The organism is Alistipes intestinihominis (genome assembly GCF_040095975.1).
GTDB classification, from domain to species: domain Bacteria; phylum Bacteroidota; class Bacteroidia; order Bacteroidales; family Rikenellaceae; genus Alistipes; species Alistipes senegalensis.
Genome location: NZ_JBBMFL010000003.1, coordinates 230,264 through 249,016, shown reverse-complemented (window position 1 = coordinate 249,016; position 18,753 = coordinate 230,264). Strand labels below are relative to the sequence as shown.

The 18,753-nt window shown below is 60.6% G+C and carries 19 protein-coding genes; 6 read left to right on the top strand and 13 right to left on the bottom strand.

The window, feature by feature from the left end; all coding sequences use genetic code 11:
• Nucleotides 1–45: 45 nt before the first annotated feature.
• From WMO46_RS04190 to WMO46_RS04180, 3 genes are all read left to right on the top strand, one after another.
• Nucleotides 46–1,080, top strand: coding sequence for a fimbrillin family protein (locus WMO46_RS04190; RefSeq protein WP_349093874.1), 1,035 nt, complete (start codon nucleotides 46–48; stop codon nucleotides 1,078–1,080).
• 201 nt (nucleotides 1,081–1,281) lie between these two features.
• On the top strand, nucleotides 1,282–2,250 hold the full coding sequence (locus WMO46_RS04185) for a fimbrillin family protein (RefSeq protein ID WP_349093873.1): 969 nt from the start codon (nucleotides 1,282–1,284) through the stop codon (nucleotides 2,248–2,250).
• Between the two features lie 218 nt (nucleotides 2,251–2,468).
• A complete protein-coding gene (locus WMO46_RS04180; protein ID WP_349093872.1) occupies nucleotides 2,469–4,043 on the top strand; it encodes a hypothetical protein in 1,575 nt (524 codons plus the stop codon).
• Nucleotides 4,044–4,564: 521 nt separating this feature from the next.
• Here the strand turns inward: WMO46_RS04180 and WMO46_RS04175 are convergent.
• Together WMO46_RS04175 and WMO46_RS04170 are read right to left on the bottom strand one after the other, a co-directional pair.
• Nucleotides 4,565–5,695, bottom strand: coding sequence for an aldose epimerase family protein (locus WMO46_RS04175; protein WP_195497620.1), 1,131 nt, complete (start codon nucleotides 5,693–5,695; stop codon nucleotides 4,565–4,567).
• Between the two features lie 32 nt (nucleotides 5,696–5,727).
• Complete coding sequence (locus tag WMO46_RS04170; protein ID WP_349093871.1) at nucleotides 5,728–7,605, bottom strand: glycoside hydrolase family 2 protein; 1,878 nt, start codon at nucleotides 7,603–7,605, stop codon at nucleotides 5,728–5,730.
• Between the two features lie 191 nt (nucleotides 7,606–7,796).
• On the opposite strand from WMO46_RS04170, the gene WMO46_RS04165 reads away from it, so the two are divergent.
• Complete coding sequence (locus WMO46_RS04165; protein WP_349093870.1) at nucleotides 7,797–8,837, top strand: nucleoid-associated protein; 1,041 nt, start codon at nucleotides 7,797–7,799, stop codon at nucleotides 8,835–8,837.
• On the opposite strand, the gene WMO46_RS04160 is transcribed toward WMO46_RS04165, so the two are convergent.
• Genes WMO46_RS04160 through WMO46_RS04150 form a run of 3 tightly spaced genes read right to left on the bottom strand, consistent with a single transcriptional unit; the run spans nucleotide 8,819 to nucleotide 10,571 of the window.
• Nucleotides 8,819–9,235: a hypothetical protein gene (locus WMO46_RS04160; RefSeq protein ID WP_019151376.1), complete on the bottom strand. Its 417-nt coding sequence runs from the start codon at nucleotides 9,233–9,235 to the stop codon at nucleotides 8,819–8,821. The genes WMO46_RS04165 and WMO46_RS04160 overlap by 19 nt on opposite strands.
• Before the next feature lie 2 nt (nucleotides 9,236–9,237).
• Complete coding sequence (locus WMO46_RS04155; protein ID WP_349093869.1) at nucleotides 9,238–9,957, bottom strand: SDR family NAD(P)-dependent oxidoreductase; 720 nt, start codon at nucleotides 9,955–9,957, stop codon at nucleotides 9,238–9,240.
• A gap of 53 nt (nucleotides 9,958–10,010) precedes the next feature.
• The gene (locus tag WMO46_RS04150) at nucleotides 10,011–10,571 is read right to left on the bottom strand and encodes a Crp/Fnr family transcriptional regulator (RefSeq protein WP_196017940.1); all 561 of its coding nucleotides are present in this window, start codon (nucleotides 10,569–10,571) and stop codon (nucleotides 10,011–10,013) included.
• Nucleotides 10,572–10,723: 152 nt separating this feature from the next.
• On the opposite strand from WMO46_RS04150, the gene WMO46_RS04145 reads away from it, so the two are divergent.
• Both WMO46_RS04145 and WMO46_RS04140 read left to right on the top strand, forming a co-directional pair.
• The gene (locus tag WMO46_RS04145; protein WP_278963663.1) at nucleotides 10,724–11,182 is read left to right on the top strand and encodes a YqaA family protein; all 459 of its coding nucleotides are present in this window, start codon (nucleotides 10,724–10,726) and stop codon (nucleotides 11,180–11,182) included.
• A gap of 1 nt (nucleotide 11,183) precedes the next feature.
• Nucleotides 11,184–11,693: a GNAT family N-acetyltransferase gene (locus WMO46_RS04140; protein ID WP_349093868.1), complete on the top strand. Its 510-nt coding sequence runs from the start codon at nucleotides 11,184–11,186 to the stop codon at nucleotides 11,691–11,693.
• Nucleotides 11,694–12,218: 525 nt separating this feature from the next.
• Here the strand turns inward: WMO46_RS04140 and WMO46_RS04135 are convergent.
• The 8 genes from WMO46_RS04135 to WMO46_RS04100 all read right to left on the bottom strand — a co-directional run bounded on the left by WMO46_RS04135 (nucleotide 12,219) and on the right by WMO46_RS04100 (nucleotide 18,639).
• A complete protein-coding gene (locus WMO46_RS04135; protein ID WP_288659918.1) occupies nucleotides 12,219–12,710 on the bottom strand; it encodes a ferritin in 492 nt (163 codons plus the stop codon).
• 208 nt (nucleotides 12,711–12,918) lie between these two features.
• The gene (locus tag WMO46_RS04130) at nucleotides 12,919–13,362 is read right to left on the bottom strand and encodes a PepSY-like domain-containing protein (RefSeq protein WP_349093867.1); all 444 of its coding nucleotides are present in this window, start codon (nucleotides 13,360–13,362) and stop codon (nucleotides 12,919–12,921) included.
• Between the two features lie 108 nt (nucleotides 13,363–13,470).
• The gene (locus WMO46_RS04125; protein WP_349093866.1) at nucleotides 13,471–14,751 is read right to left on the bottom strand and encodes a sensor histidine kinase; all 1,281 of its coding nucleotides are present in this window, start codon (nucleotides 14,749–14,751) and stop codon (nucleotides 13,471–13,473) included.
• Entirely contained in the window at nucleotides 14,748–15,425 is a 678-nt protein-coding gene (locus WMO46_RS04120; protein WP_195500082.1) for a response regulator transcription factor, read from the bottom strand. Before WMO46_RS04120 ends, WMO46_RS04125 begins: the two co-directional genes overlap by 4 nt.
• Nucleotides 15,426–15,675: 250 nt before the next feature.
• Entirely contained in the window at nucleotides 15,676–16,680 is a 1,005-nt protein-coding gene (locus tag WMO46_RS04115) for a beta-ketoacyl-ACP synthase III (RefSeq protein ID WP_349093865.1), read from the bottom strand.
• Nucleotides 16,681–16,710: 30 nt separating this feature from the next.
• Nucleotides 16,711–17,658, bottom strand: a complete 948-nt coding sequence (plsX, locus tag WMO46_RS04110; protein WP_349093864.1) for a phosphate acyltransferase PlsX — start codon at nucleotides 17,656–17,658, stop codon at nucleotides 16,711–16,713.
• Between the two features lie 149 nt (nucleotides 17,659–17,807).
• Entirely contained in the window at nucleotides 17,808–17,993 is a 186-nt protein-coding gene (rpmF, locus tag WMO46_RS04105; protein ID WP_083871108.1) for a 50S ribosomal protein L32, read from the bottom strand.
• A gap of 43 nt (nucleotides 17,994–18,036) precedes the next feature.
• Nucleotides 18,037–18,639 carry a YceD family protein gene (locus WMO46_RS04100; RefSeq protein ID WP_026076664.1) on the bottom strand — a complete coding sequence of 201 codons (603 nt, stop codon included), beginning with the start codon at nucleotides 18,637–18,639 and terminating at the stop codon, nucleotides 18,037–18,039.
• Nucleotides 18,640–18,753: the final 114 nt, after the last annotated feature.

Sequence of the window (18,753 nt, the reverse complement as noted above, 5' to 3'; positions counted from 1 at the left end):
TACTTATTATTTAACTGTTCAATTATGAAAAAACAAATTCTTTTAATGACTGCGGCAGTTCTGACCATCACCTCCTGCTCGAAGGACGAATCGACGGAGGTCAACAACGGCCAGGCCATCGACTTCCGCGTTGCGATGGAGACCCGCGCGACAGAGACGACGACAGCCAATATCACGAACTTTTTGGTGACCGCCATCAATGCCGGCAACTCCAATTTCTTCACCGATCAGGCGTTCACGAAAACGGGCTCTTACTTCACCTCCAATCCTGCCTACTATTGGCCCAACGACGGCAGCAATCTCTCCTTCTTCGCCTATTCGCCTTCAGCCACGGATCTGGGCGCTACCATCTCGATTACCTCTGCGAGCAAAACGATGACCAATTTCAGCCCTGCTGCGGCGATCGCCAGCCAGAAGGATTTCATCACCGCGTCGGCTACGGGCAGCAAGGCCAACGAATCGACGGGCGTAGCCCTGACGTTCGCACACCGCCTCGCGCAAATCGAGATCAAAGCCAAGAATGCGAATCAAGGCTACGTCTACAAAGTACAGGGCGTGCGTATAGGACAGCCTGTTTCCCAAGCGACGACGTTCGATTTCGGAACATCGGCGTGGACGCTCGGAACGACGAAGAGCAACTACGAGGTGACTTATACTTCGGCGAAAACCCTGAACGCTACGGCCGCTTCGATCATGGCGACGGACGGCAATAACGCCATGCTGATCCCGCAGCAGCTGACTGCATGGACGCCCGATTCGGACAAGACCAACACGAAAAAAGGTGCGTATATCGCGGTGAAGGTCAACATCACGACCGCGAGCGGCGCCCGTATCTATCCGGACGCTTCCGTCGGCGAGTACGGCTGGGTGGCCGTGCCCGTCGGAACGAATTGGGTAGCCGGTCAGAAGTACGTTTATACGCTGGACTTCTCGAACGGCGCCGGTCGGGTCGATCCCGAAAAGCCCGACCCCACCGATCCGGATCCGTTCGAGCCGGGTGAACCCATCCTGGGCGACCCCATTAAGTTCACGGTTACGGTGACTCCCTGGGTGGATGCTCCGCAGAATCTGAACATGTAAGAAATCTTCCGGCTGACGTGCAGCCGGACAACCGGATCGGGAGGGGTTGAACCGCAGAGAACCGTCGTGTATTTAGTAGGTTATGTACGGCAGGTGCGCGGGGAGGACGACGAAAGATCGGACTCTGTCCCCTCCCGATCGCTCAGGGAGCGTCACGCTCCGACTTCGGCGATGCCGATCCGAACTGAAAATGCAATATGTATGAAAACAATGGAATCTTTACTTTTACCGGGTCATGTACGAATTGCAGGTGCGATTGCGGCGGCATTTCTGTTCGCCGCCTGCTCGAAAGATCCGGCAGCGGAGGGCGCTCTCCGGGGCGGATATCTGCGCTTCGAGGTCACCGAAGCGAATTCTTCCCGCACCCGATCGCAGAGCCGGACCGCCGAAGACAGTCTGCAAACGAAAGAGTCTGCCGCCGTTTTTACGTTGCAGGGCGAAACTCCCGCCGACACTCTGTTCCTGCACGCCTCGGTCGCCGACGGAATCGCCGCACCGCAGCCGAATGCCCAAACCGACCGGTCGCAGACCCGTGCCACACCCATCGAGACGGCCAATTTCTACGACTCGTTCGGCGTCTTGGCTTCGGTTTATACGGGCTCGTGGAGCGAAACCTCGTGTCTGCCGGATTATATGTACAACGTCGAGGTGACGAAGGCATCGTCGTGGACGACCTCTTACCATTGGCCGGGCAGCGGGCGCAATATCCGCTTCTTCGCCTACGCACCCTATAACGGGACGGGTATTTCCCTTTCGAGCGCGACGAAGGCCGGCACTCCGACGATTGCCTATACGGTCCCGAAAAGCGTCGGCGCCCAGCGGGATCTGCTCGTCGCCGCCACCTCCGGAATAGCCGGTAATACCGCTGCGGCCGCTCCGTTGACTTTCGCCCACGCGCTCACGGCCATACGCTTCACCACGGGCGATGATATGCTGGCCGGACGCATTCTGAAAATCACGCTCAAAGGCGTCTACGGCTCGGGCTCGTATACGATGGGGGCCGATTCGTGGGGCGATTACGGCGCTACGGCAACCTTTTCGCAGAGACCTATGGCGGATGTGGACGGGTCTGCCGATCAGGAGATCACGCCCGTCGCGAGGACCTTCATGATGCTGCCCCAGACGTTGCCGCCGGGCGCCTCGATGAGGTCGTCTATACGGACAATCTGACTTCGACACAACGGACCTTAACTGCCTCTATCGCAGGCAGCCTGTGGCCGATAGGCAAGACCGTCACTTACCGGATTTCCACCTCGAGTATCTCCATAACTCCGACTTTCTCCGTGACGCCTCCTCCTGCTTCCCCCTATACCGGAGGCGCCCAAAATTACACGGTCAGCAGCTATGCCACTGTTTCCCGTCCGGGCGAGGCCCCGCGAAACGTGTCGATGGCATGGACTGCCGAGTTCGTCGAAGACGACGGTGCGGGCGGTTACAATGTGATCCCCCAGCCCGACTGGCTTACCGCTTTCACCGCGAGCGGCTCCGGCAGTATATCGGATTCGTCGTTTTCGGCTGCGGTCGCGGCCCAGACAGCCGTTACCTCCAACCCGCATAACGAGACATTGCGGAAAGCAGAGCCCGTGTCGGGTATCTACGACCTCTCGACAAAGGGCGGGACGACGGCGATGAATACGGCCAACTGCTATGTCATCAACGCCCCCGGAAAATACTCCCTCCCGCTGGTCTATGGCAATGCTGTCAAGAACGGCAGTACGAACGCTTCGGCCTATACCTCGCAGGCCAGCGGAACGTACGTATTGAAGACCTTCGTAAATCACCTCGATGCGCCTATCACCGACCCGTACATCTACAACAATGCGGATTGTACGCCGAACAATGCCATCCTCGTATGGCAGGACGAGCCGGACCTGGTGACGAACGTCGCACTCGCACCCGACGGACATAGCCTGACCTTCGAGGTGGGGAGTTCGACGATCAGGCAGGGCAACGCCATCGTGGCCGTGCGCGACGCGAGCAACCGCATCATGTGGAGCTGGCATATCTGGGTGACGGACTTCGTCCCCGGTCTTCCGCCGACCGTGACACCGCATTACAATCCGGCAGAGATGCAGCGCGACAAGGTCGTGACGAGCAATCGGGGACTGAAATACACCTTCATGGGTGTCAATATCGGTTGGTGCGACGGCGGAATCACGACTTACGACGCCCGCAGCGTCAAGGTGCGTTTCAAACAGACCAAAACCGGAGCCACACAGATCATAACGATCGCCCAGGATGCAGGTGAGACGAAAGAGTGCGGCAACTGTTCCTATTTCCAGTTCGGACGTAAGGACCCGATGCTGGGCGGTATTCTCACAACTTCCTGGCCCCCTGACCCTAAAAGCTGTTATTCCGACAGCGGTTATGCATTCGACAAGTCGGGCACGGGCAAAGTCTCGATCGGCACGGCCATCCAGAATCCGCACGTATGCTATGATCGCGGCCCCAATTACCCTTGGGATTGGTGTTCTACCTCTTATTACAATTATTGGAGTGCCGATAATATTGAAACTACAGCCTACGACAAAGAGGTGGTCAAGACCATCTACGATCCTTCGCCCGTCGGCTATCATTTGCCGCCTCCGGATGCCTTCACGGGATTCACGTATAGCGGCCTGACTACTAAGGAGCCCTCTGAGGGGGACTCTTACTTCGGCTCCCAATTCAATTCGCCTTATACGTCTTCCAATGATGTCGGCCTCAATTACGGTTGGACGGTGTATTGCAACAAGATGACGGGTATCGGCAACTACGACACCTCGGGCGGTGTGATCTTCATTCCGGGGATGAGCATGTTAAACTCTTCCTACTCCGGCATCGGCCGCTTCGGGTTCTATTGGGCAGCTGTAGGGTATTCGCGCGACAGTGGGTTAAGCATGAACTACGGTCCGGATGGCTTTGAATTGTTGTATCCCTCGGTCCGCCACAACGGATTAACGGTGCGCCCCGTTCGGGAGTAGTTTTTCTGCGGGGATGGGTACGGAATCGGCATGGGGAGCCGTCTCCCGATGCACGATAACGGCAGAACAGCCCGCATTGAACGAGAATACATTCGTAAAGGCCGTATCCGCCGAAAGCGGACGGCCTTTTTCCACAGATGCAGTTAAAGCGACAGAAATCACCTCGCAGGCATCGCACTCAGCCCCGGTGCAGAGGCCGGTGCGGCCGGCGACACCGTCCGATCGCTCCCCGGAAGGAAGCGACGGCATACACCGGACGGGCGAAAGGCAGGCAGCCTGCTTTTCGATAAACGCACCCCGGAGTTCCCCAATGCTGCGGGGCGTCCGTACTGCCTGCGGGAGTTTTCCGGCGGGAGGCGTCACGGGCTTCGCCGACGCGGCTCCTTTCGGAATCATTCGGATGCCCACCGAAAATTTGCAGCAATGGCCGGAAAACGAAACGAGAGGAGGCCCGACGGGCCTCCTCTCGTTCATTATAAGGCGGTCGGCGAACCGGCAGCCGGAAGGTCGCCGAAGCGGAATCACTCGCCGACCGAGAATTTATAGATGCAGCGGCTCTCGTACTTCTCCCCGGGACGCAATACGGCCGAAGGCCATTCGGGCTTGTTCGGCGTATCGGGATATTTCTGAGTCTCCAGGCAGACGGCCGACCGGAATCCGTAAACGGCCCCCTTCTTCCCCTTGACACTTCCGTCGAGGAAATTGCCGCAGTAGACCTGAATGCCGGGCTCGGTGGTGTAGACATCCAGCCGGATGCCCGTGGCGGGCGACTCCAGCGAAGCGCACGCCTCGGCGATGTCGCCCCGGGTGTTCAGCACCCAGTTGTGGTCGATGCCGTGGCCGTTGCGAAGCTGCTCGAAATCCCGGTCGATGCGTTCGCCGACGGGCGTCGGGGTCCGGAAATCCATCGGAGTGCCCTCCACCGGGGCGATCTCGCCGGTGGTCATGAAGGTCGAATCGACCGGCGTATAGCTGTCGGCGTTCACCGTCAGCAGCCATTCCGAATTGTCCTTCGCGGGGTCCCCGTCGAGGTTGAAATAGGAGTGGTTGGTCATGTTCACGACCGTGGTCTTGTCCGTCTCGGCGGCATAGCGGATGTCGATGGCGTTATCGTCGGTCAGCGTCATGGTCACCCGGCACTCGAAATTCCCCGGGAAACCCTCTTCGCCGTCCTTCGACGCATAGGTCAGCTCCAGTTCGCGGTCGCTCTTCTGCACGGCGTCGAAAACCCGGTACTGGAATCCCCGGGGGCCTCCGTGCAGGCAATGGCCGTAGTTGTTCTGCGGCAGCTGGTATTCGGTGCCGTCCAGCGTGATCCGCCCCTGGGCGATGCGGTTCGCATAGCGGCCGATCGTGGCCCCGAAATCGCTCGGAACCGTCTGATAGTCGGCGACCTTGTCGAATCCGAGCACGACATCGCGCATCACGCCGTCGCGGCCGGGAACCATCACCGACACGATGCGTCCGCCGAAGTTGGTGACGCACACCTCCATGCCGTTGTCATTCTTCAGGACGAAGAGGTCGGTTTTCTTTCCGTCCGCCTCGCTTTGGAAATCGCTCCGGTTCAGTCCGGAGAGCGTCGGCCCGTCCTGCGGACCGCCCGCGCATGCGGCAGTCAGGGCCGCACACAGCAAAATAAGAGATTTTTTCATTGTTTTTCAGATATTCGTTTATCGTTCTGCAATCAGTCTTTCTTCAGCGCCTTGTCTCCGGGATTACGGCCGAAGATGGCACGAATCCGCTCCATGTCGAATTTCGGCGTGCGGTCGTAATAATAGACGCCGTTCTGCTCCTGCTCCACATCGGTCAGTTGGGTGTAGCAATAGCCCCAGACCTGGTCCGCCAGCTCCAAAACGGCGCCGATCTGCCCTTCGAGCCGTTGCAGGAACTCCGCTTCGCTCTTCGGCGGTTTGCCGTAGCCCCACGATTCGGTCTGCGACTCGCGTTCCTGGTCCTTCGCCCACTTGATGCCGCCGACCTCGTCGATCAGGAACGGCATCTTCCCGTCGTAAACCGGAAACTCGTAGCGGTCGTTCTGCCGCAGGCCGTTGAAGCCGATGTTGGCCGGAGCGACCCCGACGGACCGCAGCGGCGTCTGGAAAAACACACCGTCCTTGTAGATGATCTCCTTGAGCCGGGCCGGGTCCTGCTCGTAGTTGTGCACGGTCCAGATGTCGGTTTTGATATGGACGCCGCCGCTGGCGTCGTTCACCGGACGGGTCGGGTCCAGCGCCTTGGTCAGGTCGTAGAGGTCCGCCGTAAAGCGGGGATACTGCACCCGGTCGGGCCACCACTCCTCGTTCATCGGCGTCCAGATCAGCAGCGAGGGGTGGTTCCGGTCGCGGAGCACCAGTTCCGACCATTCGGTCAGGAAATTGCGGGCCGTCTCGATGCCGTTGGCATCCATGCCCCAGCTGGGCGCCTCGCCCCAGGTGATGTAGCCCAGCCGGTCGGCCCAATAGTGGAAACGCTCCTCGAAAGCCTTCTGATGCAGACGCGCGCCGTTGAACCCGGCGGCCATCGAAAGTTCGATGTCGCGCTTCAGCGCCGCGTCGGAAGGAGCCGTCCAGATGCCGTCGGGATAGAATCCCTGATCGAGCACCAACCGCTGGTAATAGGGTTCGTTGTTCAGGTAGATCCGGTTCCCCTCGATGTGGACCTTGCGCATGCCCGCATAGGAGTTCACCTCGTCGAGCACCTCCCCTTTCGCATTCACGATCCGGTAGGTGATGTCGTAGAGAAACGGCGACTCCGGCGACCAGAGTTTCGGACGTTTGACGGGAAGCACGGCGACCGAACTGTTCGCGGCCCTCACCGCCGCGGAGGCCACGACCTTGCCGCCCTCCTTCACCGCGATATGCAGCGTGTTGCCGCTCTCCGACCGGAAGCGGGGCGTGATGACCAGCTGCCCCTGGTCGATGTCCGTCACCACGTGCGCCGAGAGCAGCCCCGCAGGGTCCACGGCCTCCATCCACACCGTCTGCCAGATGCCCGTGGTGCGGGTGTAGTTGCAGCCGTAGGAGGCGTATTGCAGATTCTGTTTGCCGGCGCCCTGCGTCGTCGAACGCACGTCGCTCGTGGCTCTCACGACCAGATGGTGGCTCTTTCCGGGCGTGACCAGACGGGTCAGATCGACGCTGAACGACGAACTGCCCCCGATATGGCGGGCGGCGAAAACGCCATCGACATAGACCTCCGCATTGTAGTAGACGGCCCCGAAATTCAGCAGAATGTCCTTTCCGCGCCACGCTTCGGGCACCGCCACCTCGCGGTGGTACCAGATGCAGTTGATGAAATCGGTGTACCCGACGCCCGAGAGGGAGCTCTCGGGACAGAACGGCACCGTGATCCGGCCCTCGAAAGCGGTCGCCTTCTCCAATCCCCGTTCCAATCCCGACCCGGAGAAGTCGAACGTATAGTCCCACACCCCGTTGAGATTCATCCACTCCGTCCGTTCGAACTGCGGCCGCGGGTACTCCCCGCGGGGAATATCCGAAGCATTCGCCTGAAACACCGTTCCGGCGAGAAACAGCGCCGCGGTCAAAAATTCCGTTATCTTCATATCCGTTTCACATGTGTCGTACCGGCTCCCGGGCGGGGAGCGTTCCATTCAGGTTGTAAAATTAAACGGTTTATCGCATTGTCATCATCGTTATTCCGTCAAAAAATAGCATTTTTTGCTCAACTGATAGAACGTTTTGCCTAATCGGGGAAAAATGCGCATCTTTGCACTCCGAAAAACAAGCTCTGAAAATGTTCTGCTCCGAAGATACCCGTATCGAAACGCTCGCCGTGCATGTCGTCGGCAACAAATCGAAAGACGAACCGCTGATGATTTCGCCCGACATCTCCCCGCAGGTCGCCGACGAAGGGCTGATGCGCACGCTGACAGCCTATTTTCTCGGCGGATTCAAGTCCGAGGAGTGCTACAACCTCTACCACGAGACCGACCTCGCGTGCAACGAGGTCTGGAACTTCGCCTGCCGGATTTTCGACGACCCGGCGACGTTCTACGAACACTCGGTGAGCCTGGCGAAACACCTCTACGAGAACGGCCTGCACCCGCAGATCAAGAGCGGCGAATTCTACGCGGTCTACTTCTCCGACTGCCGCTTCGGGGGCGAGCCGACCGACGCGCTGGGGCTCTTCAAGTCGGAGACGCGCGACACGTTCCTCGATGTCGCCCACGAGGCCGAAGGAGTCCGCATCGCGGCCCGCGAAGGCATCGACATCAAGCGGCTGGACAAGGGGGCCGTCATCTTCAACGTGGAGCGCGATGCGGGCTTCGCGGTCCACATCGTCGATAACACCAACCGCACCGAGGCCCGCTACTGGATCGACGACTTCCTGCGCGTGCGCCAGCGTCAGGACGACTACCACAACACGCACAACGCCCTGGCTATGTGCAAGAAGTACGTCACGAAGCATCTTTCGAAGGAGTTCGACGTTTCGAAGGCCGATCAGGCGGAGATGCTCAACGACACGATCAGCTATTTCCAGGAGCGGGACAGCTTCTCGCTCGACGAGTTTTCGGAGCAGGTGATCCGCCAGCCGGAGGTCGCCGAGAGCTTCGCGCGCTTCAAACAGGAGTACGAGCAGGAGCGCGACATCCGCATCGAGGACGAGTTCGGCATTTCGGATTCGGCCGTGAAGAAGCAGGCGCGGTCGTACAAGAGCGTCATCAAGCTCGACCGCAATTTCCACATCTACGTCCACGGCAACCGCGGTCTGCTGGAGCAGGGCGAGGACGAGAAGGGCAAGTTCTACAAGGTCTATTACGAGGAGGAGCAGTAGGGCTGCCCGAGCATGCCGCCCAGCACCAGCCCGAACAGCACGAGGAACAGCACCCATTGGCACAGCCGGAGGTAATAGCGCCCTCCGGCTTTTTCACAGGCCAGCGACACCAGCCAGAAAATCCCCCAGCCGCCGAAGAGCAGCAGCAGAAAGAGTTCGAACCAGAAGCTGCGGGGCAGCACTCCGAGCCCGGACAGCACGAGGAATCCGGCGGCCAGCAAGAGGTCCACGGAGATCATCTGCATCCCGCAGCGGCCCATCATCCACGCCTCGCAGGCCCGGGGAGGGGCTGTCGCCGCATCGGGACGCGCCGCCGAATAGAGGCGGTTGCCCGAAAACAGATGCACGGAAAAGGCGGCGGCGAGCAGCGCTCCGGCCGCGAGAAACCAGCCGTTCATCGCTATCCCATTTTGCGGTAAATCCGGTCGGGCATATGCCGGAGCAGCCACGCGACGATCCGCCAGCGGCGCGTGACGACCGCCACGGAGCGGCGTCTCCGCACGGCCCGCAGCAGCTGGTCCGCCACCCTATCGACGGGCATCACCCAGAACAGCCCCTCGCCCTTGGCCATCGCGGTCGCCGCGAGTCCCGGACGGATGTCGGTCACGAAGATCGGCAGCCGGGATTTGGCGGCCCGCTGCCGAAGCCCCTCGGCATAATTCATCTGATAGGCTTTCGACGCGTTGTAGGCCGGGGCCCCTCCCCCGCCGCGCAGGCCGCCGACCGAGGTGACGACGACCAGGTGTCCGCCGCCCTGCCGCTCGAAAAGGCGGTAGGCCCAACCGACCGCAGCCGTCCAGCCCACGACATTGGTGCGGATGGCCGGCTCCTCCAGCGCATAGTCCAGCCCGGGGTTCAGCTCGCCCGCCCCGGCGCTCACCACGCACAGATCCACACCGTCCAGCTCCCCGGCGAGGGCATCCAGCGCGGCGCACGAGGCCGCCGGATCGGTGACATCGGCCTCGGCGCAGCAGAAGGCGCCGGGATCGGCGGCGGCCAGTTCATCCAGCAGCGCCCCGCGCCGTCCGGTCACGCCTACGCGGTATCCGGCGGCGGCGAGGCGTTCGGCCACCGCGCGGCCGATGCCGGAGGTGGCCCCTATGACAATCGCTCGTTTCACAGGGGCAAAGTTAGCGTCCGGAAACGGGAAAAAGATTGACCGAAATCAAGAAATCAGCGAATCCGGCCGCGGATGCGGCTCAGGGTCTCGGGACGCACGCCCAGGTAGGAGGCCAGTTCGCGCAGGGAGACCATTTGCAGCAGGTCGGGACACCGCTCCAGCAACGCTTCGTAACGCTGCTGCGGCGACGCGGCATAGCGCTCCAGCAGCCGTTCGTAGACCTCGGCCAGCATGTGTTCGGCCATCGTGCGGCCCAGCCGTTCGTGCGCGGCGTCGGTGCGGTAGAAGGCTTCGAGCCGCCCGCCCGTGACGACCAGCGCCGCGGCGCCGCACATCGCCTCGATCGTCACCTGCGAGGGGGCATCGACGCACATCGAGATATAGTCGCCGACGAACTCCCCGGCGAAGGCATAGCCGACGACATGCTCCCCGCCCGCGGCATCGGCATGCAGATAGCGGAACGCCCCCTGCACGACGAGCCCCGCACGATGGCTGCGCCCGCCCTGAGCGGCGAGACGCTCGCCGCGCTCGAAGCGGCGTTCGGCTCCCTCCGCGCGGAGGAACTCCGCCAGCGGGGAGAACTCCGCCTGGGTGATATGCCGGTTGAAATTCATGCCGTAAAGATACCCAAATTCGCCCGATCCGCGCAAACGCTCCCCGCATTTTTCGCCCCGGCCGCATGCCGTACCCGGACCCCATAGACGCAGCGAGCGAAAAAAACGCTATCTTTGTCCGCAGGGCCCGCCGCAGGGTCCGCCCGAAGCGTATGGAAGCGATCACCGAATTTCTCATCGACTGGGGCTATTGGGGCCTCTTCCTCTCGGCGTTCATCGCCGGGAGCGTCCTGCCGTTCAGCTCCGAAGCGGTGATGGTGGTGCTCGTCGGCATGGGCCTCGACCCCGCGGGGTGCATCGCCGCGGCCGCGCTGGGCAACACCCTCGGCGGCATGACCTGCTACTGGATCGGCACGCTGGGCCGGACCGAGTGGATCACCCGGCTGGGGGTCTCGACGCGCCAGCTGGCCCGGGCGCGGAAATTCCTCTCCGGACGCGGGGCGCTGATGGCCTTCTTCGCCTTCCTGCCCACCATCGGCGAGGCCATCGCCATCGTGCTGGGGCTGATGCGCAGCAACGTGTGGCTGACGGCCGCCGCGATGCTCGCGGGCAAAACCGCGCGTTACATCGTCGTACTGGCGACCCTCCGGGGCGCCCTAACCCTTTTCTGACATGGAAATCCGCAAAACCGAAACCCCTTCGCGGGAACTCCTGACGCTGGCCGACGAGGTGGAAGCCTCGGTGGCCGACTACATCGGCCGCGGGACGTGCTACGCCGCCTGCGACGGCGACCGGATCGTCGGTCAGTACGTGCTGATCCACACGCGGCCCTTCACGGCCGAGATCGTGAACATCGCCGTCGCGCCCGACCGCCAGCGGCAGGGCATCACTACGGCCCTGCTGGCCCACGCCGTCGAAACGGCCCGCCGGGCGGGGTTCCGCCTGCTCGAAATCGGTACGGGCGACTCGGGATTCGGACAAATCGCCCTCTACGAACGCTGCGGCTTCGTCCGCTGCGGCATCGACGAAGACTATTTCCGCAAACACAGCCCCGTCCCGATCTTCGAAAACGGCGTCGAGTGCCGCCACATGGTGCGCCTGCGCATGGAACTCGCCGGACCGGACCTGCCGGCAGGGACAAAAAACGTGCGGAAGGAACCCGGCCCGGCAAACAAACAGTGACGCCTCATTTTGCTTTGTCCGGAAATCCTATGAAGAATCCCCAAACAACCGGACCGGGCTACATTCCTTCCGCACAAGTCATGTACCCGGTCCGCTCTCACAGCGGCGCCCCGCAGGGCGATCCTCCTATAAAAAGCAAGGACGCAGGTACAACCCCTATAGCAGGCCTTGCGAGCCCTTCACGGTAGTTTTCCCTACGCCCAAGCCTGTCCCCTGCCCGAACGGGTAGGGACAAGACTCAGGTTTCAGACAAATTTTATACCGTGAATAAAAGTCGTATTGCTACGACAGTCGCAAGTTTACTATAGGCATAAAGGTTTGTCTTAACCTCTAATCATATATTCTATTGCAAAGATAGCGCAAGCCGAATGCAGAGCCGGGCAAGCCCGAGCTATGCTGAGGCGCAGCCTATCTAAGCCAAAGTCTATCTTTGGCAAATATAGTCAAATAATCCGACTAACCAAAAAATCCGACCCCCTTTCGGAGGCCGGACCCACTAAAAATAACTATGACAAAATCTTCCGTCTATGCGTTGGCCAGCGGCGAAGCCTGCGTGTAGGCGCGGGCGGCCAGCTCCTTGTCGAGCATGTAGAGCCCGAACTTGTTGCCCTCGACGGCCTCGCAGGCCGTAATCATGTCGCGTGCCGACGCCTCCTCCTCGACCTGCTCGTCGATGAACCAGACGAGCATGTTCGACGATGCGTAATCCTTGTCCTCGGCGGCGATGGCGGCCAGGTTGCCGATCATGGCCGTAACCTCTTTCTCGTGTTTGAGCGTGTCCTGGAACATCTCCAGCGGCGAAGCCCACTTGGTGCGCACCTCCTCGATCGGGAGCAGCTTCACCTCGGCGTCGCGCGAGAGGATGTAGTTCATAAAGATCCGCGCGTGGTCCTGCTCCTCCTGGAACTGGACGTAGAACCAGTTGGCAACGCCTTTCAGCCCCTTGGCCTCGGCGTCCATCGACATCGAAAGATAAAGATAGGCCGACCAAAGCTCGGCATTGATCTGAGCGTTCATCGCTTCGTGTAATTTCTTGCTTAACATAACTGTATTGCTTTAAGTTTGCGTTTTGTTTGTGACACAAATATACAATAGTTTTTTGTGATTTGTATCAAAATAGCCATCACATTATTTTATATCGCAATAGCCGGATATTATAAATATGAATAAGACGGCGCCCGGATACGAATCCGGGCGCCGTCGGTGGTTTTCAGCAGGATGCGGATCAGTCATCGACCTCGATCAGGCGGAACTTCATGTCGAATTTCAGGTCGAGGCCGTTGTCGAGCGCCACCTCGTAGCCGCGCTTGTCGCGGTCGATCGAGACGATCTTGCGGCCTGCGAAATCCTTGGCCACACGGTCGCGGATCTGCTGCGGAACGATGGCCGCGGGCACCTCGCCGTACTTGCAATCGATATCCGTCCACTGTCCGTTCTTGGCGAACTCGACCTTCGAACCGTTGACGAAGACCACCTTGTAGTCCTTGTCGAACATCTCCTCATCGACCTTGACGTAGGAGACCTCGACGCCCGCGAAGTGGGTCTTGATGAACTGCTGCGAAACGGCCGGGAGTTCGGCGACGGTGATGATGCGGTCGTTGCCGGCGAAAGCGGCGACAGAGGAGACCATGAGGGCCAGAGAAGCGAAGATAATCGTGAGCTTTTTCATAATCGTTTTTGTTTTTACAGGTTTAATCGGATTTTCTACTGCAAAGTTGCGGCCTGAAACTGAAACGAATCTGAAAAAATCGGGAAAAAGCGAAAAAAACCGGAAAAATCACGCCGGGAAATCCACCGTGAAGCAATGCCGCCCGTCCGCATGGGAGTAAGCGATCTTCAGCCCGTAGAGGCGGCACACGGCATCGACCACAGCGAGGCCCAGCCCCGTCGAACCCTCCTTCTTCGCGCCCTGGTAGAAGCGGTCGAAGATATGCCCGGCGTCGAGCGGACCGCCCGCGCCGCTGTTCGCAACCGTGAGCCTTCGGGGCGCCACCGTGACGACGATCTCCCCGCCGGCGTCGCCGTGGACGAACGCATTCTTCACGAGGTTCGCCACCACGCTCCCGGCCAGCGAGGGGTTCATGCGCACCGTCAGCGGCCCTTCGTCGGCCAGCGTGAAGCGCATGTTGCGGTAGGCGTAGATCTCCTCCATATCCTCGGCCGTGCGGCGCACCAGCGCATTCATATCGACCGCCTCGGTTTCGGGGAACTGCCCGTTGTCGATCTTCGACAGCAGCAGCAGCGAGCGGTTGAGCCGCACGAGATAATCCAGCGTCCGCTGCACCTTGGCGATCTCGCCCAACTGCTCCTCCGTGAGCGTCGGCGCATCATCGACCAGCATTTCGAGCCGGTTGCGGCAGACCGCCAGCGGGGTCTGCATCTCGTGCGAGGCGTTGCCGATGAACTGCTTCTGCCGTTCGAAGGTCTCCTCGGCGCGCTCGGCATAGCGGCGTGCGGCGTCGTTCAGGCGCCGGAACTCCGTGACGGAGGTTTCGACGGCCAGCGGCGGGTTCTGCGCCCCCACGGTATAGCCGTCCAGCCACCGCAGCAGGGCGTAGAGGGGCCGCATCGTGCGGTAGAGCACGACGACCGTGACCAGCAGGATCATCCCCAGCAGGAAGAGGTAGAGAGAGACGATCCAGCCGAGAATCGCCTCCCGGAGATCCTCCTTCTCGATCGTGGGCGTCATCACCGTCAGCTCGTACCACCTCCCGTCGCGGTCGTGGAACACCTTGCGCAGCACGCGCGCCGGCTCCTCGTCGTCCCGCTCGGGAATGAAGATCTCTTCGTCGGAATAGCGTTCGCGCGGCTGTGCGGCGGCGTATTCGGCCGACACCTCGTTGAGAAAATAGGCGTTGTTGCCCTCGGAGGCCGGCGCCGGAAGCTCCCGCCCCGCCAGCACCCGCGTCAGAATCACTTCGGCGCGGGCTTCGAGGGAGTCGTCCACCTCGTCGTTGATCTCGTCGATCATCGTGACGTAAAACAGCACGGCCCAGGCCGCCAACAGCAGCGACAGGGCCCACGACAGGTGCAGCAGAATGCGGTAAACCAGTTTCATGGCTGTACGAGTTTATAGCCGAAGCCGTAGACGGCGCGTATCTCGATGTCGGCACCCGCATCGTGGAGCTTGCGGCGCAGGTTCTTCATCTGCGCATAGACGAAATCGAAATTGTCGGCCTGGTCGATATGGTCGCCCCACACCCCCTCGGCCAGCGCGGTCTTGTCGACCGTGTGGTTGGGCCGCGACATGAAGTAGTGGAGGATGTCGTACTCCTTGCGCAGCAGCTCCACCTCGCGGCCCGCCACCTCGACGCGGCGGCTGTCGGGCCACAGACGCACGTTCCCGGCATCGAGGCTCTCGTGCCCGTCGCGCTGATGGCGCCGCAGGACGCTGCGGATGCGGGCGCTGAGTTCGGCCAGATGGAACGGCTTGGGCAGGTAGTCGTCGGCCCCGAGTTCCAATCCTTCGATCTTGTCGTCCAGCGAGTCGCGGGCCGAGATGATGATGACCCCGGCGCGGCTGCGCCGCTGTTTCAGCTCTTCGAGCAGCCGCAGTCCGCTGCCGCCGGGCAGCATGATGTCCAGCAGGATGCAGTCGTAGTCGTATGCGGCGATCTTGTCGAGGGCCGCGGCATAGTCGGCGGCCTGCTCGACGACATATTGTTCCCGGACCAGCGTCCGGACCATGATCTCCCGCAGGGAGGGTTCGTCTTCGACAATCAGTATTTTCATAATCTATCTTTAGTTCACGGCTGGTTTCCTAAAACCCGCCTCTTAGGCGGGCGGGCGCAAACCGGCTCAGATGCATTCCCAACTCGCCACCATCCTAAAACCCGCCTCTTAGGCGGGGGAAAGATCGGAAACGAATCCGAAAGGAAACTGAAACGGCCCCGCCCGTCCGTCAAATATAGCCATTTCCGGCCGGGCGGCAAAAAAAAGCGGCGCCCCGCAGGACGCCGCACAGTTATTTACCGGCCGGAAGCTATGCCTTCTCGCCGTCGTAGGCCCACTTGACGTAGATCGCGCCCCAGGTATAACCGCCGCCGAAGGCCGAGAGAATCAGGTTGTCGCCCTTGCGGAGCTGCTTCTCGTAGTCGCAGAGACATGTCGGGATCGTAGCTGCCGTGGTGTTGCCGTTGTGGTCGATGTTGATCATGCACTTGTCCTGCGTGATACCCATGCGGCGCGCCGTGGCGTCGATGATGCGCAGGTTGGCCTGATGGGGCACCAAGTAACGGACATCATCGCCCGTGAGGTTGTGCCGCTCCATCATCTCCACCGAGACATCGGACATCTTCGACACGGCGGCCTTGAACACGGCGTGTCCGTCCCACATGATGGTATGCCAGTTGTTCTGCACCGTCTCGATCGAAGCCGGATAGCGCGAACCGCCCGCCTTCATGTAGAGCTGCATCTCGCCCGAACCGTCGGAACGCAGGATCGAGTCGATCACGCCGTAACCCTCGGTGTCGGGCTCCAGCAGCACGGCTGCCGCCGCGTCGCCGAAGAGCGGGCAGGTCGAACGGTCGGTGTAATCGACGATCGACGACATCTTGTCGGCGCCTACGACGATGACCCGCTTGCTCGTGCCGGCCTCGATGAACTTGGCGCCCGTCGTCAGCGCGAACAGGAATCCGCTGCACGCGGCCGACACGTCGAATGCGAAGGCATTCTTGCAGCCGGCCTGGTCAGCGATCAAATTGCCCGTCGAAGGGAAGAACATATCGGGGGTCACGGTGGCGCAGATCACCACATCGACCGACATCGGGTCTACGCCCGTCTTGTCAAGCAGGTTGATGACGGCGCGCGCTCCCATGTAGGAACTGCCGATGCCTTCGCCTTTGAGGATGTGGCGCGTCTTGATACCGGTGTGCGACATGATCCACTCGTCGTTGGTGTCAACCATCCGGCTCAACTCGTCGTTGGTGAGGATATACTCCGGAAGATACTGTCCCACTCCCGTTATCGCTGCTGTAATCTTGCCCATTAACTTAACTTTTGCTGTTCGTAATTCGGATTAATTTTGAAATGCACGCTGCAATTTCTTCGTGAGGCCGGCCCGGATGACCTGCCCGGTCGAAACGATCATGCTTTTGATGGCCTCGGGCGAAGAGCATCCGTGGCCGATGATGACAGGCGCATTGACACCCAGAACGGGGGTGCCGCCCACGTTTTCGTAGTTCATGGCGTCCCAGAAGGCATTGCTGCCCCCCAGCGCCTTGTTGATGCGGTAGAGGCCCTCGGCCATCTTCAGCACCGTGTTGCCGACGAATCCGTCGCAGACGATCACGTCGGCGACCTTCCCCGAGAAGATGTAGGACGCCTCGACGTTGCCCACGAAATCGATGCGGCCGTCGGCCTTCAGCAATTCGTAAGCGGCTTTGGTTTGGACGTTGCCCTTGGTCTCCTCCTCGCCGATGTTGAGCACCGCGACACGCGGTTTTTCGATACCCAGCACCGCTTCGGCGTATATCGACCCGATCAGTCCGTACTGCGCCAGCACCTCGGGTTTGCAGTCCACGTTCAGACCCACGTCCAGCAGCAGCGCGGGGCGCCCTGCCACCGTGGGAACGACGGACGAGATCGTGGGCCGGATGACCCCTTCGATGGGTTTGACGGCGTACATCGAGCCGACCATCATGGCCCCGGTGGAGCCGGCGCTCGCAAATCCGTCGATGGCGCCCTTGGCCAGATAGCCGAAGCCCACCGTAATGCTCGAATCGGTCTTGGACTGGAACGCCTTGGCCGGATGGTCGCCCATCTCGATCACCTCGGTAGTGGCGACGATGTCGAACCTGTCGGCCGGGCACCCTTCCGAAGCGAGCACGGAGTTAATTTTCTGCTCGTCGCCGAACAGCACGATACGGCTGTCCGATCCGACCTTTCCGAGCGCCAGAATAGCGCCCTTCACAGTCGCTTCGGGAGCGTAATCGCCGCCCATGGCGTCTACACCAATCTTTATCATACTCGTGCGATTTGGTTGTTGTCTCCTCCCGCCACCCGCACATACGGCAACGGCCGTGCGACGCCCGGCCGGATCCGGGTGAAACGGAAGAGATTGTTACATAAAAAAAGAGGCAAACCCTGCGGGATGCACTCTTCTGAGTGCCGAACCTATTCGGCAGCCTTCTTCTCGATAGCCAGCTTTCCGCGATAGAAGCCGCATTCGGGGCATACGCGGTGGTACAGCACGGCTGCACCGCAGTTCGAGCAGGTGACCACCGTCGGAACGACAGCCTTGTAGTTGGTTCTGCGCTTATCGCGTCGCGTTGACGAAACTTTGTGTTTAGGATGTGCCATTTTACAGTATGAATTATAAGTTTAACGTATTTTTTCGCTTTCGTTATTTCGTGCCGCGGGGCTTTTCCCCCGCTTCTCCCTTTTCCGGCGTCTCCTCCCCGGCCTCCATCCGCTCGCGCAGAGCCGCCAGTTTGGCCCATTCGCCCTCGTTGTGCGCCCCGCCTCCGGCCCGGGCCTCGATCGACGCGAACTCCTGGTCCGAGACGATGCGGAAACGTTCGAGCATGTCGGGGTTGCACATCCCCTCGGGATGCACCCGCTGGTAGGGCAGCGACAGCACGATGCTCTCGTAGATGTATTGTTTGAGATCGACCTGATCCTCGCCCGGCAGCATCCACATCACCTCGCCGTCGTATTCATGCACCTCTTCGGAGAATTTCACCACGAGCCGCCCCTCGAAATCGATGGGCACGCGGCAATCTTCCAGACAGCGGTCGCACTCCACGACGACGTAGCCCGCGATCGCCACGTCGAGCGTCACCTGGCTTTCCGAGCGGTCGGCGGCGACCGTCACTTCACAGCGGCCGTCCTTGATTTCCGTGCTCTGGTACTCCTCGAACAGCGATCCGTCCACCTCGAAACGAAATTCGTGGCAGCCGTTCTTCAGCCCTTTATAAGGGATCGCATATCGTTGAGATTCCTCCATTTATACATATTTAGTGCGCAAAGTTACGAAAAAATAGGACATTTGCAAAGAAAACCGCGAGATTTAGCGCTTCCGCACGCTTTGCGGCGAGCCCGCCGCAGGATGGTTTTGCAT